We start from the raw sequence: 16,554 nt of genomic DNA, 5'->3' as shown, positions 1-16,554 counted from the left end.
GGAGGACTGTCGGGGGTGCCGCCTAGAATGACGCGAGTGCCGGCATCCCCTCTCGACCTCCATTCGCACCTGAGCGTGCGCGGCGCGCGCGTCCACAATCTGCGCGACGTCGACCTCGTGATCCCGCGGGATTCGCTCGTCGTGTTCACGGGCCTCTCGGGCTCCGGCAAGAGTTCGCTCGCCTTCGACACGATCTTCGCCGAGGGTCAGCGGCGGTACGTCGAGTCGCTCTCCGCCTACGCCCGGCAGTTCCTCGGGCAGGTCGACCGCCCCGACGTCGACTTCATCGAGGGCCTGAGCCCCGCCGTCTCGATCGACCAGAAGTCGACGAACCGCAACCCGCGCTCGACCGTGGGCACGATCACCGAGATCTACGACTACATGCGCCTCCTGTGGGCGCGCGTCGGCATCCCGCACTGCCCCGTGTGCGGCGAGAAGATCCAGCGCCAGACCGTGCAGCAGATCGCCGACGAGCTCATGGAGCTCCCCGAGGGGCGCCGCTTCCAGATCCTCGCCCCCGTCGTGAGCCAGAAGAAGGGCGAGTTCGTCGACCTGTTCGCCGAGCTCGCGGCGAGCGGCTACTCGCGCGCCGTCGTCGACGGCGAGCTCATCCAGCTCTCCGAGCCGCCGACGCTCAAGAAGCAGAACAAGCACGACATCTCGGTCGTCGTGGACCGCCTCGTCGCGAACGCCGACGTCCTCACTCGCCTCACCGACTCGCTCGAGACGGCCCTCGGGCTCACCGACGGCATCGTGACGATCGACTTCGTCGACGAGGAGGCCGGCTCGAACGCGCGCACGCGCACCTTCAGCGAGAAGCTGTCCTGCCCCAACCGCCACCCGCTCCAGCTCACCGAGATCGAGCCGCGCACGTTCTCGTTCAACTCGCCGTTCGGCGCGTGCCCGGTCTGCTCGGGCCTCGGCACCCGGATGGCCGTGGACGAGGAGCTCCTGGTCGGCGACCCGAGCCTCACCCTCAACGACGGGGTCATCCTGCCCTGGAATCAGCAGGGCAAGGGCCTCTACAGCTACTTCCAGAAGCTGCTGGCCGGCCTCGGCCGCGACCTCGGCTTCTCGCTCGACACCCCCTGGGGCGACCTGGAGGAGAGCACGCAGCAGGCGATCCTGCACGGCAACGACTTCGAGGTGCGCGTCAAATGGCGCAACCGCTACGGGCGCGACGTCACCTACTCCACGGGCTTCGAGGGCGTCATCCCGTACATCGAGCGCAAGTACGCCGAGGCCGAGAGCGACTGGTCCCAGCAGCGATTCGCCGAGTACCTCCGAGAGGTGCCGTGCCCCGAGTGCGAGGGCGCGCGGCTCAAGCCCGAGGTGCTCGCGGTGCTCGTGGATGACCGATCGATCTCCTCGGTCGCCGAGCTGAGCATCCACGACGCCTACGAGTTCATGCAGAGCATCCACCTGACCGAGCGGGAGGCGTCGATAGCCGCGGCGGTGCTCCGCGAGATCCTCGCCCGGCTGGAGTTCCTCCTCGAGGTCGGGCTCGGCTACCTCAGCATGTCGCGCGCCGCCGGCACCCTCTCGGGCGGCGAGGCGCAGCGCATCCGACTCGCGACGCAGATCGGCTCCGGGCTCACGGGCGTGCTCTACGTCCTCGACGAGCCGTCGATCGGCCTGCATCAGCGCGACAACCGCCGCCTCATCGACACGCTCGTCAAGCTCAAGAACCTCGGCAACACGCTCATCGTCGTCGAGCACGACGAGGACACCATCCGCACCGCCGACTGGATCGTCGACATCGGCCCGGGCGCGGGGGAGCACGGCGGTCGCGTCGTCCACTCGGGGTCGTACGCCGAGCTGCTCGCGAACCCCGAGTCGATCACGGGCGACTACCTCGCCGGTCGCCGCCAGGTCGTCGAGTCGCTCCCGCGCCGCGCGATCGACCAGGGGCGCCGCCTCACGATCGAGGGTGCGCGCGCCAACAATCTCCAGAACGTCTCGGTCGACATCCCGCTCGGCGTCTTCGTCGCCGTGACGGGCGTGAGCGGCTCGGGGAAGTCGTCGCTCGTCAACGACATCCTCTACAAGGTGCTCGCCAACAAGCTCAACGGCGCCCGACAGGTCCCGGGCAAGCACACCCGCATCACCGGGCTCGAGCACCTCGACAAGGTCGTCCACGTCGACCAGGCGCCGATCGGGCGCACGCCGCGCTCGAACCCGGCGACGTACACGGGCGTCTTCGACCGCATCCGCGCGCTCTTCGCCGAGACCGTCGAGGCGAAGTCGCGCGGCTACCTCCCCGGCCGCTTCAGCTTCAACGTCAAGGGCGGCCGCTGCGAGAACTGCGCGGGCGACGGCACGATCAAGATCGAGATGAACTTCCTCCCCGACGTCTACGTCGCGTGCGAGGTCTGCGGCGGCGACCGTTACAACCGCGACACCCTCGCCGTGCACTACAAGGGCAAGAACATCGCCGAGGTGCTCGACATGCCGATCGAGGAGGCCGCCGAGTTCTTCGCACCGATCACCGCGATCCACCGCTTCCTCAAGACGCTCGTCGACGTCGGGCTCGGCTACGTGCGACTCGGGCAAAGCGCGACGACGCTCTCCGGCGGCGAGGCGCAGCGCGTCAAGCTCGCGACCGAGCTGCAGAAGCGCTCCAACGGGCGCAGCATCTACGTCCTCGACGAGCCGACCACGGGTCTGCACTTCGAGGACGTCCGCAAGCTCCTCGCCGTCCTCGGCGGGCTCGTCGACAAGGGCAACTCGGTCATCGTGATCGAGCACAACCTCGACGTGATCCGGGCGGCCGACTGGCTCATCGACCTCGGCCCCGAGGGCGGCTCCGGGGGCGGTACGATCCTCGCGACCGGCACCCCGGAGGAGCTCGCGCGCGTCGAGGGGAGCCACACGGGCCACTTCCTCGCCGAGCTCCTGCCCGCCGCCCGAGCGGCCAGCTGAGCCGCCGCACGATCGTGGCGACCTCGAGCGAGACCCGGGAGGCCTGGCGCCCGCGCCGGGGCGAGATCCCGACCGAGCCGGGGGTGTACCGCTTCCGCGACGACACCGGGCGCGTGCTCTACGTCGGCAAGGCAAAGAACCTGCGCTCGCGCCTCAGCAACTACTTCCAGCCGCTCCACGCGCTCCACGAGCGGACGCGCCGCATGGTCACGACCGCCCGCGGCGTGGAATGGACCGTCGTCGGTAGCGAGCTCGAGGCGCTCGAGCTCGAGTACACGTGGATCAAGGAGTTCTCGCCGCCGTTCAACGTCAAGTTCCGCGACGACAAGACCTACCCCTACCTCGCCATCACGCTCGGCGACCGCGTACCGCGCGTCATGGTGACGCGCACCCGCGGCATCCCGGGCGCCCGGTACTTCGGCCCGTACACCAAGGTCTGGGCCGTGCGCGAGACCGTCGACATCATGCTCAAGGCCTTCCCGGTGCGCTCGTGCACCGAGAGCACGTACAAGCGCGCGCGCGACCGCAACCGGCCCTGCCTCCTCGGCGACATCGGCAAGTGCGCCGCCCCGTGCGTCGGCCGCGTCACGCCGGAGGAGCACAAGTCGCTCGCCCTCGACTTCGCCTCCTTCATGGCGGGCAACGACGCGAGCTACGTCCGCGACCTCCGGACGCGCATGGCCGACGCCGCCGCCGAGCTCGACTACGAGGCCGCGGCGCGCTACCGCGATCAAATCGGGGCGCTCGAGACGGCGCTGTCGAAGAGCACGCTCGTGCTCGCCGACGACGTCGACGCCGACGTCTTCGGCATCGCCTACGACGAGCTCGCCGCCGCGGTGCAGCTCTTCATCGTCCGCGGCGGCCGCATCCGCGGCGTGCGCGGCTGGGTCGTCGATACCGAGCTCGACGTGACGCTCGCCGAGCTCGTCGACTCGGTCCTGCAGAATGCGTACGACGGCGGGGAGCCGCCCGCGCGCGAGATCCTCGTGCCCGCCGTCCCCGACGACGCAGCCGCGCTCCAGCAGATCCTCACCGAGCGCCGGCGCGCGGCGGGGGAGCGGGGGAGCGTCGTCGTCCGCTCGGCCCGTCGCGGCGACAAGGCCGCCCTGAGCGAGACGGCGCTCTCGAACGCGCGCGGCGCGCTGCAGGTCTACAAGACGCGACGCAGCGGCGACTTCACCGCGCGCTCGCAGGCCCTCGCGGACATCCAGGAGGCCCTCGGCCTCGCGGAGGCACCGCTGCGACTCGAGTGCTTCGACGTCTCTCACCTCGGCGGCACCAACCAGGTCGCATCGATGGTCGTGTTCGAGGACGGCCTGCCGCGCAAGGACCAGTACCGCTCGTTCTCGATCGCGAGCGCCCGCGACGACACCGACGCCGTGTACCAGGTGCTCTCACGACGACTCGCCTACCTCCGGCCCGGCACCGACGGCGTCGAGGTGCCCACCGACACGAGCACCGACCCCGATGCGCTCGTGAGCGCGCCCAGCCCGGCGCCCTCGCCCGTCGCCGGGGCGAAGAAGTCCTTCCACTACCGGCCGGGGCTCCTCGTCATCGACGGGGGCCAGCCGCAGGTGCAGGCCGCGGCGCGCGCGATCGCGGATGGGGGCATCACCGACCTCGCCGTGTGCGGCATCGCCAAGAGGCTCGAGGAGATCTGGCTGCCCGACAGCGACTTCCCCGTGATCCTGCCGCGGACATCCGACGCGCTGTTCCTTCTGCAGCGGCTCCGCGACGAGGCGCACCGCTTCGCCCTCAAGCACCAGCGCACGAAGCGCAAGCAGAGCATCACCACCGAGCTCTCGAGCGTGCCGGGGCTCGGGCCCGCCCGAGTCCGCGAGCTGCTGACGCGCTTCGGCTCCGTCGCCCGACTGCGCTCGGCGAGCCTCGACGAACTCATGGCGATCGACGGCATCGGGCGCAAGACCGCCGAGGCCGTCCAGCGGGCTGTCGGGTCGCCCGCGACTAAGCTGGATGCACACGACCCGAGCGCAACGAGGCCAGACGAATGACCGAACGCCCCGCCCACGAGGTGGTGATCGTCACCGGGATGTCCGGTGCGGGCCGATCGACGGTCGCCAATGCCCTCGAGGACCTGGGCTGGTACGTCGTCGACAACCTGCCGCCGCAGATGCTGCGCCCGCTCGTCGACCTCGCCGTGCATCCCGGGAACCAACTGCCCAAGATGGCAGCCGTCGTCGACGTCCGAGGAGGCCGGCTCTTCGCCGATCTGCGACTCATCGTCGAGGAGCTGCGCGACCGCGCGACCGTGCGGGTGCTCTTCCTCGAGGCGACCGACGCGGCGCTCGTCCGCCGCTTCGAGCAGGTGCGCCGACCGCATCCGCTGCAGGAGGACGGCACGCTGCTCGACGGCATCGGGCGCGAGCGCGAGCGCATGCGCGAGGTGCGCGAGCTCAGCGACGTCATCATCGACACGAGCGAGTTCAACATCCACCAGCTGGCGACGACCGTGTCGGAGCTGTTCTCGCCGGACGCCGCCTCGACCGTGCGCGTCACCCTCGAGAGCTTCGGCTTCAAGTACGGCCTGCCGAGCGACGCCGACATGGTCGCCGACGCCCGCTTCCTCCCCAACCCCTTCTGGGAGGAGTCGCTGCGCGCGCTCACGGGCGTCGACGACCGCGTGAGCGAGTTCGTGCTCGCCCAGGAGGGGGCGCGCGAGTTCGTCGAGCGGTACGTCGCGGTGCTCCAGACCGTGCTGCGCGGCTACGCGCGCGAGAACAAGCGGACGGCGACGATCGCGATCGGCTGCACGGGCGGCAAGCACCGCTCGGTCGCCATCGTGGAGGACATCGCCGCGCACCTGCGCGGGCTGCCCGGCGTCGCGGTCGCCGTGAAGCATCGCGACCTCGGACGCGAGTAGGCTCGACTGTCGCCCCACGAGGGCGATGCTCACCCCCGCTTCACCGAGAGGACGACCTGTGGCACTGACCGCCGACGTGAAAGAGGAGCTCGCGCAGCTGGCGGTCACCAAGACCACGGTGCGGGCCGCGGAGCTCGCGACGATCCTCCGCTTCGCCGGCGGCCTCCACCTGATCTCCGGCCGCGTGGCCGTCGAGGTCGAGCTCGACGCCCCGACCATCGCCCGGCGCGTCCGCCGCGACCTCGCCGAGCTCTACGGGATGCGCAGCGATGCCGCGATGATGTCCCCGGGCGGCATCCGCCGGACGCCGACCTACGTCGTGCGCGTCGTCGACGGCGGCGAGACGCTCGCCCGCCAGACGGGCCTGCTGGATGCCCGGCGCCGGCCCGTCCGCGGCCTCCCCAACAAGCTCACGACCGGGTCGAAGGAGGAGCTCGCGGCCGTGTGGCGGGGTGCCTTCCTCGCGCACGGCTCCCTGACCGATCCGGGACGGTCGGCCTCGCTCGAGATCACATGCCCGGGCAACGAGTCGGCGATGGCCCTCGTCGGAGCGGCCGGTCGGCTCGGCATCCCCGCGAAGGCCCGGGAGGTCCGCGGCGTACACCGCGTCGTGATCCGCGACGGCGAGAAGATCAGCCAGATGCTGCGCCTCATGGGCGCGGCGCAGACGGTCTCCGAGTGGGAGGAGCTGCGCCAGCGCCGCGAGGTGCGGGCGACCGCGAACCGCCTCGTGAACTTCGACGACGCCAACCTCCGGCGCTCCGCGCAGGCGGCCGTCGCCGCGTGCGCCCGCGTCGCGCGTGCGATGGAGATCCTCGGTGACGACATCCCCGAGCACCTCCGGTACGCCGGTCAGCTGCGCCTCGACCACCGCGACGCGAGCCTCGACGAGCTCGGTCACCACGCCGATCCGCCCATGACGAAGGATGCCGTCGCCGGACGCATCCGCCGCCTCCTCGCGATGGCAGACAAGCGCGCCGAGCAGCTCGGCGTTCCGGGTACGGACGCGGATCTGCCGAACGAAGACGACGATTGAGCGCGCCGTCGCGCGAAGCCTGAACGTCCGGTGCGCATCGGGAAGAGCCCCGCGGCCTGAACGGTTGCCGTCAGTAGACTGACAGCCGTCAGCGGGGCCGCCGCCACCGCGGTCTCGGACCATCTGCGACAAGAAAGCACGTGATGTCCGTTTACAGCCTTCCCGACCTTCCGTACGACTACGCCGCGCTCGAGCCGCACATCAGCGCTCGCATCATGGAGCTCCACCACTCCAAGCACCACGCCGCCTACGTGACCGGCGCGAACACGGCCCTGGAGAAGATGGCCGAGGCCCGCGAGTCCGGCGACTTCGCCAACATCAACCGCCTCGAGAAGGACCTCGCGTTCCACCTCGGCGGCCACGTGAACCACTCGATCTTCTGGACGAACCTCTCGCCGGAGGGCGGCGACAAGCCCGAGGGCGAGCTCGCCTCGGCGATCGACGAGTTCTTCGGCTCGTTCGACAAGTTCGTCGCGCACTTCACGGCCGCCTCGATGGGCATCCAGGGCTCCGGCTGGGGCGTGCTGTCGTGGGATCCGATCGGGCGCCGCCTCGTCATCCAGCAGCTCTTCGACCAGCAGGGCAACACCGCGCAGGCGACGGTGCCGCTGCTGCAGCTCGACATGTGGGAGCACGCCTTCTACCTCGACTACGTCAACGTCAAGGCCGACTACGTCAAGGCTTTCTGGAACATCGTGAACTGGAAGAACGTCGACGAGCGCTTCCAGGCCGCCCGCTCGGGCACGGACGCGCTCCTGCTACTGTCGTAACGGGCCCTGTGGCCGGGGCCGCGCGCCCCGGCCACCCCTCGCCCCTCGAGTCACCACCCTCGAGCCGCCACCCCCACCACCACCCCCTCCGGCGCGCTCTGCGCCGACCGAACCACCAGGAGTCTGCAGTGAGCGTGAAGATCGGAATCAATGGCTTCGGCCGCATCGGTCGCAACTACCTCCGGGCCGCGCTGGCCCAGGGCAGCGACCTCGAGATCGTGGCCGTCAACGACCTGACGGACAACGCCGCGCTCGCCCACCTCCTCAAGTACGACTCCGTCGGCGGCCCGCTCGCCCACGACGTCTCGCACGACGGCGACTCGATCACGGTCGGCGGCAAGCGCATCCGCGTCTTCGCCGAGCGCGAGCCCGCGAACCTCCCCTGGGGCGACCTCGGTGTCGACATCGTCATCGAGTCGACCGGTCGCTTCACCAAGGCGGAGGACGCCAAGAAGCACATCGCCGGCGGCGCGAAGAAGGTGCTCATCTCCGCGCCCGCCACGGGCGACGACGCGACGATCGTCATGGGTGTCAACGAGGAGACCTACGACCCGGCGACGGACGTCATCATCTCCAACGCCTCGTGCACGACCAACTGCCTCGCCCCGCTCGCCAAGGTCTTCAACGACGCCTTCGGCATCGAGCGCGGATTCATGATGACGGCCCACGCTTACACCGCCGACCAGAACCTCCAGGACGGCCCGCACAGCGACCTGCGCCGCGCGCGCGGCGCCGCGATCAACATCGTCCCCGCCTCCACCGGTGCGGCGAAGGCGATCGGCCTCGTCCTCCCCGAGCTCAACGGCAAGCTCAGCGGCTCGTCGTACCGCGTGCCCGTTCCCACGGGATCGATCGTCGACCTCACGATCGTCACGCCGACCGAGGGCCTCACGGTCGACCAGATCAACGCCGCCTACCAGGCCGCCGCGTCGGAGGGTCGTCTCGCGGGCTACCTGCAGTACACGGCCGACCCGATCGTCTCGAGCGACATCCAGCTCAACCCGCACTCGTCGATCTTCGACTCGGGCCTGACCAACGTCAGCGGCAACCTGGTGAAGGTCTCGGCCTGGTACGACAACGAGTGGGGCTACTCCAACCGTCTCGTCGACCTCACCGAGTACGTCGCCGAGCGCCTCTAAGTCGGAAGGCGCCCTCACCGTGGCACTGAGAACCATCGAGTCCCTCGGCGAGCTCGCCGGAAAGCGCGTCATCCTGCGCTGCGACCTCAACGTCCCGCTCAAGGACGGCGTCGTCACGGACGACGGGCGCATCCGCGCGTCGCTCCCGACGATCAACGCGCTCATCCACCGCGGGGCGAAGGTCATCGTGATCTCGCACCTCGGTCGCCCGGACGGCGCGCCCGACCCGCAGTACAGCCTCGTTCCGGTCGCCCAGCGGCTGAGCGAGCTGCTGGGCGCCCCCGTGGCGGTCGCCGACGACACCGTCGGCGACGCCGCGGAGCGCACGGTCGCCGGGCTCGAGAACGGCTCCGTCGCCGTGCTCGAGAACCTGCGCTTCAACCCGGGCGAGACGAGCAAGGACGCCGACGAGCGCCGCGCCTTCGCCGAGAGCCTCGCGCGCCTCGGCGACGCCATGGTCTCCGACGGCTTCGGCGTCGTGCACCGCAAGCAGGCGAGCGTCTTCGAGCTCGCCGAGCTCCTGCCGAGCGCGGCCGGCTCCCTCATCTCGACCGAGACCGACGTGCTCGACCGCCTCACCGAGCGCCCCGAGCGCCCCTACACGGTCGTCCTCGGCGGCTCGAAGGTGAGCGACAAGCTCGGCGTCATCGCGCACCTGCTCCCGCGCGTCGACCGCCTCCTCATCGGCGGCGGCATGCTCTTCACCTTCCTCAAGGCCCAGGGCCACGAGGTCGGGGGGAGCCTGCTCGAGGAGGACCAGCTCGACACCGTCCGCGGCTACCTCGCCGAGGCGCAGGAGCGCGGCGTCGAGATCGTGCTGCCGACCGACGTCGTCGTCGCCGAGCGCTTCGCCGCGGATGCGGACCACGCCGTTCTCGCGGCGGATGCGATCGAGACAGGGCCGGCCGGGGCATCCGGCATCGGCCTCGACATCGGCCCCGAGACCGCAGCGCGCTTCGCGGAGCTCGTGGCCTCGTCGACCACGGTGTTCTGGAACGGCCCGATGGGCGTGTTCGAGTTCCCCGCCTTCGCGAACGGAACGCGGGCGGTCGCGGAGGCGCTCACGCGCGTTCCCGGCCTCGGCGTCGTCGGGGGAGGCGACTCGGCCGCGGCCGTGCGCGCCCTCGGCTTCACCGACGAGCAGTTCGGTCACGTCTCCACCGGAGGCGGCGCCAGCCTCGAGTTCCTCGAGGGAAAGAAGCTTCCCGGACTGGAGGTCCTCGGATGGGCGTAGCCCGCACCCCGCTCATCGCGGGCAACTGGAAGATGAACCTCGACCACCTGCAGTCGATCGCGTTCGTGCAGAAGCTCGCCTGGGCGCTCAAGGACGCGAAGCACGCGTTCGGCGACGTCGAGGTCGCGGTCTTCCCGCCGTTCACCGACCTGCGGAGCGTGCAGACGCTCATCGCCGCCGACAAGCTCGAGCTCGCGCACGGCGGCCAGGACGTCTCGATGCACGACAGCGGCGCGTACACGGGTGAGATCTCCGGAGCCTTCCTCTCCGCGCTCGCCTGCCGCTACGTCATCATCGGGCACTCCGAGCGCCGCCAGTACCACCACGAGGACGACGAGATCGTCGCGAAGAAGACGGTCGCCGCGCTGCGTCACGGCGTGACGCCCGTCATCTGCGTGGGCGAGACGGCGGACGACCTTGAGGCCCACGGCCCCTCCGCCGTGCCCGTCGCCCAGCTGCGCGTCGTGCTCGACGCGCTCGAGGCCGACGCCGACATCGTCGTCGCCTACGAGCCCGTGTGGGCCATCGGCTCCGGCCAGGCTGCCACGCCCGAGCAGGCGCAGCAGGTCTGCGCGGCCCTCCGCGAGACGATCGCCGAGGTGCTCGGGGAGGACGCGGCCGACCGGACGCGCATCCTTTACGGCGGCAGCGTGAAGTCGGGCAACATCGCCGGGTTCATGAACCACAAGGACGTCGACGGCGCCCTCGTCGGCGGCGCGAGCCTCGACGTGGACGAGTTCGCGGCCATCGCGAGGTTCCGTCAGCACGTCGGCACCGTGTGACCCGACCGGCCCCTGCCGGTGCGTTAGAGTAGGACGCTGTTCTACACCCCGAGAGGCCCCTATCCCGTGGAAATCCTTCAGGTCGTGCTCCAGGTCATCCTGGGCATCACGAGCCTTCTGCTGACCCTCATGATCCTCCTCCACCGCGGTCGCGGCGGCGGGCTCTCGGACATGTTCGGCGGCGGCGTCACCTCCAACCTCGGCGCGTCCGGCGTCGCCGAGCGCAATCTCAACCGCATCACGATCATCCTCGCCCTCACCTGGGTGACCTCGATCGTGATCCTCGGTCTCATCACGCGCTTCGACGCGGTCTAGGGCAGGAGCACCATGGTTTCCGGAGGCAGCGCCATCCGCGGGTCCCGCGTCGGGTCCGGCCCGATGGGCGAGCAGGACCGCGGGGTCCACGCCGATCGCATCGCGGTCTCGTACTGGGACGTCCACGGCAACGAGACGGTCCGTCACTTCGCGGCGAACCTCCCCGAGGAGGAGATCCCCGAGGTCATCGACTCGCCGACGTCGGGCCTGCCCGCCGGTCGCGACAAGGACAACCCGCCGCAGCTCGCCAAGAACGAGCCGTACAAGACGCACCTCGCCTACGTGAAGGAGCGCCGCAGCGAGGACGAGGCCAAGCAGATCCTCGAGGATGCCCTCACGAAGCTGCGCGAGCGCCGCGGCACCTCGGCCTGACGCCGACCCGCACCTCGATTCGCCGAGAAGGGCCCCGACGATCGCGTCGGGGCCCTTCTCGGCGCGGTCTCGCGGCCACTGGAGCCGTCGAGTCCGCGGGGGCTCAGCTCCCGCCGGGCATCCAGTCCTTCTGGTCCATCGCGCCCGTCCAGTACGACGTGGGCATGATGAGCGACTCGGGCACCTCGGCCGAGGCCGCCTGGTCGATGAAGAACACGGTGCGCTTGCGGCCGAGCACGCCCGCGACGGGGACGTCGGAGGGGGAGGCGCCCGCGAGGGCGAGGCCGAGCGCGGGTGCCTTGTCGCCGCCCGCGAGCACGAGCCAGATGCGCTCGGAGCTGTTGATGAGCGGCAGGGTAAGGCTCAGGCGCTCCGGCGGCGGCTTGGGCGAGTCGCGCACGGCGATGACGCCCGCAGTCGCGACGGTCGGGCCGTCGTGCTCGGGGAAGAGCGAGGCGATGTGCCCGTCGGGGCCGACGCCGAGGAACGTGATCGCGAAGACGGGGTGATCGTCGCCCTCGCGCGCGGCCCCGCGCAGCTCGGCCTCGTAGGCGGCCGCGGCCTCCTCGAGCGAGAGCCCGGCGTCGCTCGCCGGGAAGGGGTGGACCTTCGCCTCATCGACGGGCACATGGTCGAGCAGCGCCTCGCGCGCCTGCTTCTCGTTCCGCTCGGCGTCATCGCGCGGCAGCCAGCGCTCGTCGCCCCACCAGACGTGCACCTGCGACCAGTCGATGCTGTTGCGCGCGGGCGAGCCCGCGATCGCGGCGAGCACCTCGATGCCCACCGAGCCGCCGGTGAGCACGATGTGCGCCTCGCCCTCGTCCTCGATGAGGTCGATGACCTTGGTGAGGAAGCGGGCGGCGACGGACGCCGCGAGGGCGGCCCGATCAGGGTGGACGAGGACACGGCGGTCGGTGGTCACTGGAGCCTTTCGGGGGTGGAGCGGCGGGAGGACCCGTACGGGTCAGACCCGGGCGTCGAGCCCCGAGCGGAGCACGTCGCCGTAGACGTCATCGGGATCGAGCCTACGCAATTCCTCGGCGAGGCACTCCCGCAGCCCCCGGCGGGGGAGCGAGAGCTCGTGCGTCGGCTGGCCGGCCTGCGAGAGCTCGGCGACGGCGGGCTGCACGCGCTCGAGACGAACGGGTCCGGTCGCGCGGTGCAGGACGACGCGGTGGATGCCCGTGGTCGGGTTCCCGTCGGCGACATCGACCTCGACGGGCACCTGCAGCTGACGGCGCAGCCAGGCGGCCAGCAGGAGGGTCGAGGGGGAGTCGGGGGCTCCGGAGACCTCGGCGCTCGTGATCGGCTCGTACGGCGGCTGGTCGAGCGCGGCGGCGAGCTGGGCGCGCCAGAGCGTGAGCCGCGTCCAGGCGAAGTCGGTGTCACCGGGCTTGTAGTCCTCGGCGAGCCGCACGAGCATCCCCGTCGGGTCGTCGGAGGCGCCGCTGTCGGTGATGCGCCGCTGCGCGATGCGGCCGAGCGGGGTGTCGCACGCGCGCTGGCTCGGGCACTCGCCCGGCCACCACGTCACGACGGGCGCATCGGGCAGGAGCAGACCGGTGACGAGCCCCTGCTGGTCGCGCGCCGTGTCGCCGTGGGCGCGCAGCACGATGACCTCGCTCGCTCCGGCGTCGCCGCCGACGCGGATCTCGGCGTCGAGGCGGGGCTTCTCGGCGGCCCCGTTGGTCGAGACGACGATGATGCGCATCGGATGCTCGCGCGAGGCCTCGTTGGCGGCCTCGATGGCCTCCTCCTCGGCTCCGATCGCGGTCGCGATGACGAGCGTGAGGACGCGGCCGAGGGCCACCGCGCCGCCCTCCTCGCGGAGTGTGACGAGCTTCTTCGACACCTGGCTCGTGGTCGTGTCGGGCAGGTCGATGATCACGGGCGCCTCCAGACGCGGCCGTCGCGGGCGAGCAGGTCGTCCGCGGACTTCGGGCCCCACGTGCCGGGGGCGTACTGCTCGGGCCGGCCCTGCGTGGCCCAGAACTCCTCGATCGGGTCGAGGATCTTCCAGCTGAGCTCGACCTCCTCGTGGCGCGGGAAGAGCGGCGGCTCGCCGAGGAGCACGTCGAGGATCAGGCGCTCGTAGGCCTCGGGGCTCTGCTCGGTGAACGCGTGGCCGTAGCCGAAATCCATCGTGACGTCGCGCACCTGCATGCCCGCGCCCGGCACCTTCGAGCCGAACCGCATCGTGACGCCCTCGTCGGGCTGCACGCGGATGACGAGCGCGTTCTGGCCGAGAGCCGAGGTCTGGCTCTCGGCGAAAAGGTACTGCGGCGCGCGCTTGAACACGACGGCGATCTCGGTCACGCGACGGCCGAGGCGCTTGCCGGCCCTGAGGTAGAACGGCACGCCGGCCCAGCGCCGGGTCGAGATGTCGAGGCGCATGGCCGCGTAGGTCTCCGTGACCGACTCGGGGTTCATGCCCTCCTCCTCGAGGAAGCCGGGCACGAGCTCGCCGCCCTGCCAGCCGCTCGCGTACTGGCCGCGCGCGGTCGCCGTCGAGAGATCCTTCGGCAGCCGCACGGCCGAGAGCACCTTCTCCTTCTCGGCGCGCAGGTCGGCCGCATCGAAGGAGACGGGCTCCTCCATCGCCGTGAGAGCGAGCAGCTGCAGAAGGTGGTTCTGGATGACGTCGCGCGCGGCGCCGATGCCGTCGTAGTAGCCGGCGCGGCCGCCCACCCCGATGTCCTCAGCCATCGTGATCTGCACGTGGTCGACGTAGTTGGCGTTCCAGATCGGCTCGTACATCATGTTCGCGAAGCGCAGCGCGAGGAGGTTCTGGACGGTCTCCTTGCCGAGGTAGTGATCGATCCGGAAGACCGAGTCGGGCGGAAAGACCGACTCGACGACGGCGTTGAGCTCGCGCGCGGTCGTCAGGTCGCTGCCGAACGGCTTCTCGATGACGACGCGGCGCCACTCGCCGTCCTTGGCCTCGGCGAGCCCGCTGCGACGCAGCTGCTCGGTCACGACGGGGAACGACTTCGGCGGGATCGACAGGTAGAACGCGTGGTTGCCCATCGTGCCGCGCTCGCGGTCGAGCTCGGCGATCGTCTCCGAGAGGCGCTCGAAGGCGCCGTCGTCATCGAAATCGCCCGATACGAAGCGGATGCCCGCCGCGAGCTGCTTCCAGGTGGCCTCGTCGAACGGCGTGCGCGCGTACTGCTTCACGGCGTCGTGCACGACCTTCTCGAAGTCCTGGTCCTCCCAGTCGCGGCGCGCGAAGCCCACGAGCGCGAAGCCCGGGGGCAGGAGCCCCCGGTTGGCGAGGTCGTACACCGCGGGCATGAGCTTCTTGCGCGACAGGTCGCCCGTCACGCCGAAGATGATGAGCCCGCTCGGGCCCGCGATGCGAGCGAGCCGGCGATCCTCGACGGCGCGCAGGGGGTTGTTCTCCGGCGAGATCTCGACCGGTGCCATGGTTCTCCTCTTCGGCGTTGCCGGTCAGTCGATCGCGGCGATGAGCGCCGCGATCGCGTCCTCGTCCGCGACGGCGAGCGTCACGACGGGGCGTCCGTGCTCGGCGAGCACGCGCGCGTCGCCGGCGGCCTGCGCCGCGATGAGCTGGCCGAACGTGAAGGGCCGCTCGGGGATCTCGAGGTCGTCGGCCGACGATCCGACGATCTGCAGGAACACGCCGTGCGCCGGACCGCCCTTGTGGTACTGCCCGGTCGAGTGGAGGAACCGCGGTCCCCAGCCGAACGTGACGGGGCGACCGCTCGCGCTCGCGAGCCGGTGCCGGATCGTCTCGAGCTCGGGGTGGGAGGTGCGGTCGAGGTAGGCCTGGACGGCGATGTAGCCGTCGGCGGGCACGGCGTCGCGCAGGCGGGCCACGGCCTCGGCGGTCGTCGTCGCGCCCGCGAGCAGGTCGGCCGGGCCGGTGACGGCGATGCCGCCGTCGACGAAGACGGGCGCGACGGGCTCGGGGCGGGCATCCAGCAGGCCGCGCGCGGCGATCTTTGCCGACTCGACGTCGGGCTGGTCGAAGGGATTGATGCCGAGCAGGATGCCCGCGACGGCAGTCGCGTACTCCCACGTCATGAAGAGTCCGCCGAGGGACCCCGAGACCTCGATCTCGCCGGGCGCGACCTCCTCGGTCGCCCGCGCGTTCGCCACGAGCCGCACCACCTGCACATCGGACGCGCCCGAGCTGAGCTCCGGCGCGTCGGGGCCGACGACGACGGGCAGGATGCCCGTGCCGTCCTTGCCCGTCGACTCGGCGACGAGCTGCTCGACCCAGTCGCCGAAGCCGACGATGTGCGTGCCGTCCGAGACGATCACGAGCTTGTCGCGGCGCGGGTCGGTGCCCGCGATCGCGGCGCCGAGCTGAAGGCCGGGGTTGGAGGCGCTGTCGATCGCGAGCGGCGCGAGCGCGGCCTCCGCCTCGTCGAGGATCTCCTCGATGTCGGCGCCCGCGAGGCCCGAGGGGACGAGTCCGAACGCGGTGAGCGCGGAGTAGCGGCCGCCGACGGTCGGGTCGGCGCGGAAGACGCGGTACCCGGCGGCGAGGGAGGCCTGCTCGAGCGGCGAATCGGGGTCGGTCACGATCACGATGCGCTCGGCCGGGTCGATTCCGGCGGCGCGGAACGCGGCCTCGAAGGCGCGCTTCTGGCTGTCGGTCTCGACCGTCGAGCCCGACTTCGACGACACGACGACGACGGTCTCGGCGAGGCGATGCTCGACGACGCCCCGCACCTGGCGGGGGTCGGTCGAGTCGAGGACGACGAGATCGGCGCCGAGCGTGCGGGTGATGACCTCTGGGGCGAGCGACGAGCCGCCCATGCCGCACAGCACGACGCGCGTGACCCCGCGCTCGGCGAGCTCGTGGCGCAGCGCGAGGATCTCGGGGACGAGCGGGCGCGAGACGGAGACCGCCTGCGTCCAGCCGAGGCGCTTCGCGGCCTCCTCCTCGGCGGCCGCGCCCCAGAGGGTCGCGTCGCCGTTCGTGATGCGGCTCGCGACGAGCTGCTCCACGAGCACGGGGACGTGGCGGGCGATCGCCTCCGCGGCGGGGCCGCGGGCTCCGATCGTCGCCGTCATCGAGCGGCCTCGAGCGCGGCCGTGACGGTGTCCAGGAGCTCGTTCCAGCTCACGATG

14 protein-coding genes are annotated in these 16,554 nt (G+C 71.1%); 10 read left to right on the top strand and 4 right to left on the bottom strand.

Translation table 11 applies throughout. The features are described 5' to 3' along the window. Window positions 1-27: 27 nt before the first annotated feature. The 10 genes from uvrA to Q7T15_RS11450 all read left to right on the top strand — a co-directional run bounded on the left by uvrA (window position 28) and on the right by Q7T15_RS11450 (window position 11,451). Complete coding sequence (gene uvrA / locus Q7T15_RS11495; RefSeq protein ID WP_304696406.1) at window positions 28-2,922, top strand: excinuclease ABC subunit UvrA; 2,895 nt, start codon at window positions 28-30, stop codon at window positions 2,920-2,922. A 14-nt stretch (window positions 2,923-2,936) separates the two neighbouring features. Then, window positions 2,937-4,934 (top strand): excinuclease ABC subunit UvrC, encoded by a 1,998-nt coding sequence (gene uvrC / locus Q7T15_RS11490; protein WP_304696405.1) that lies wholly within the window; start codon window positions 2,937-2,939, stop codon window positions 4,932-4,934. Further along, complete coding sequence (rapZ, locus tag Q7T15_RS11485) at window positions 4,931-5,803, top strand: RNase adapter RapZ (protein ID WP_304696404.1); 873 nt, start codon at window positions 4,931-4,933, stop codon at window positions 5,801-5,803. The genes uvrC and rapZ overlap by 4 nt, the downstream gene beginning before the upstream one ends. 58 nt (window positions 5,804-5,861) lie before the next feature. After that, window positions 5,862-6,839, top strand: coding sequence for a DNA-binding protein WhiA (gene whiA / locus Q7T15_RS11480; RefSeq protein WP_304696403.1), 978 nt, complete (start codon window positions 5,862-5,864; stop codon window positions 6,837-6,839). Between the two features lie 143 nt (window positions 6,840-6,982). Further along, complete coding sequence (locus Q7T15_RS11475) at window positions 6,983-7,609, top strand: superoxide dismutase (protein WP_304696402.1); 627 nt, start codon at window positions 6,983-6,985, stop codon at window positions 7,607-7,609. Window positions 7,610-7,737: 128 nt separating this feature from the next. Beyond that, on the top strand, window positions 7,738-8,748 hold the full coding sequence (gap, locus tag Q7T15_RS11470) for a type I glyceraldehyde-3-phosphate dehydrogenase (protein ID WP_304696401.1): 1,011 nt from the start codon (window positions 7,738-7,740) through the stop codon (window positions 8,746-8,748). 19 nt (window positions 8,749-8,767) lie between these two features. Next, window positions 8,768-9,982 carry a phosphoglycerate kinase gene (gene pgk, locus Q7T15_RS11465; protein WP_304696400.1) on the top strand — a complete coding sequence of 405 codons (1,215 nt, stop codon included), beginning with the start codon at window positions 8,768-8,770 and terminating at the stop codon, window positions 9,980-9,982. After that, window positions 9,973-10,764, top strand: coding sequence for a triose-phosphate isomerase (tpiA, locus tag Q7T15_RS11460; protein ID WP_304696399.1), 792 nt, complete (start codon window positions 9,973-9,975; stop codon window positions 10,762-10,764). The genes pgk and tpiA overlap by 10 nt, the downstream gene beginning before the upstream one ends. Window positions 10,765-10,830: 66 nt before the next feature. Next, the gene (gene secG / locus Q7T15_RS11455; RefSeq protein WP_055861275.1) at window positions 10,831-11,079 is read left to right on the top strand and encodes a preprotein translocase subunit SecG; all 249 of its coding nucleotides are present in this window, start codon (window positions 10,831-10,833) and stop codon (window positions 11,077-11,079) included. Between the two features lie 12 nt (window positions 11,080-11,091). After that, entirely contained in the window at window positions 11,092-11,451 is a 360-nt protein-coding gene (locus tag Q7T15_RS11450; protein WP_304696398.1) for an RNA polymerase-binding protein RbpA, read from the top strand. 103 nt (window positions 11,452-11,554) lie between these two features. Here the strand turns inward: Q7T15_RS11450 and pgl are convergent, their stop codons facing one another. The 4 genes from pgl to Q7T15_RS11430 are packed head-to-tail and all read right to left on the bottom strand — an operon-like array spanning window position 11,555 to window position 16,497. After that, window positions 11,555-12,373 carry a 6-phosphogluconolactonase gene (gene pgl / locus Q7T15_RS11445; protein WP_304696397.1) on the bottom strand — a complete coding sequence of 273 codons (819 nt, stop codon included), beginning with the start codon at window positions 12,371-12,373 and terminating at the stop codon, window positions 11,555-11,557. Between the two features lie 42 nt (window positions 12,374-12,415). Further along, window positions 12,416-13,339 carry a glucose-6-phosphate dehydrogenase assembly protein OpcA gene (locus tag Q7T15_RS11440; protein WP_304696395.1) on the bottom strand — a complete coding sequence of 308 codons (924 nt, stop codon included), beginning with the start codon at window positions 13,337-13,339 and terminating at the stop codon, window positions 12,416-12,418. Then, the gene (gene zwf, locus Q7T15_RS11435; RefSeq protein WP_304696393.1) at window positions 13,336-14,877 is read right to left on the bottom strand and encodes a glucose-6-phosphate dehydrogenase; all 1,542 of its coding nucleotides are present in this window, start codon (window positions 14,875-14,877) and stop codon (window positions 13,336-13,338) included. Before zwf ends, Q7T15_RS11440 begins: the two co-directional genes overlap by 4 nt. 24 nt (window positions 14,878-14,901) lie before the next feature. Beyond that, entirely contained in the window at window positions 14,902-16,497 is a 1,596-nt protein-coding gene (locus tag Q7T15_RS11430) for a glucose-6-phosphate isomerase (protein ID WP_304696391.1), read from the bottom strand. Window positions 16,498-16,554 lie beyond the last annotated feature (57 nt).

The sequence above is a fragment of the Microcella sp. genome, assembly GCF_030645145.1.
Lineage (GTDB): Bacteria > Actinomycetota > Actinomycetes > Actinomycetales > Microbacteriaceae > Microcella.
The sequence above is the reverse complement of the archived record's forward strand: the minus strand, read 5'-3'. Positions and strand labels throughout refer to the sequence as shown.

Bases quoted from the DNA above. Each gene is read 5' to 3' on its own strand.
- uvrA (WP_304696406.1), top strand. From the start codon at position 28: ATGACGCGAGTGCCGGCATCCCCTCTCGACCTCCATTCGCACCTGAGC.
- rapZ (WP_304696404.1), top strand. From the start codon at position 4,931: ATGACCGAACGCCCCGCCCACGAGGTGGTGATCGTCACCGGGATGTCC.
- Q7T15_RS11475 (WP_304696402.1), top strand. From the start codon at position 6,983: ATGTCCGTTTACAGCCTTCCCGACCTTCCGTACGACTACGCCGCGCTC.
- tpiA (WP_304696399.1), top strand. From the start codon at position 9,973: ATGGGCGTAGCCCGCACCCCGCTCATCGCGGGCAACTGGAAGATGAAC.
- Q7T15_RS11450 (WP_304696398.1), top strand. From the start codon at position 11,092: ATGGTTTCCGGAGGCAGCGCCATCCGCGGGTCCCGCGTCGGGTCCGGC.
- zwf (WP_304696393.1), bottom strand. From the start codon at position 14,877: ATGGCACCGGTCGAGATCTCGCCGGAGAACAACCCCCTGCGCGCCGTC.
- Q7T15_RS11430 (WP_304696391.1), bottom strand. From the start codon at position 16,497: ATGACGGCGACGATCGGAGCCCGCGGCCCCGCCGCGGAGGCGATCGCC.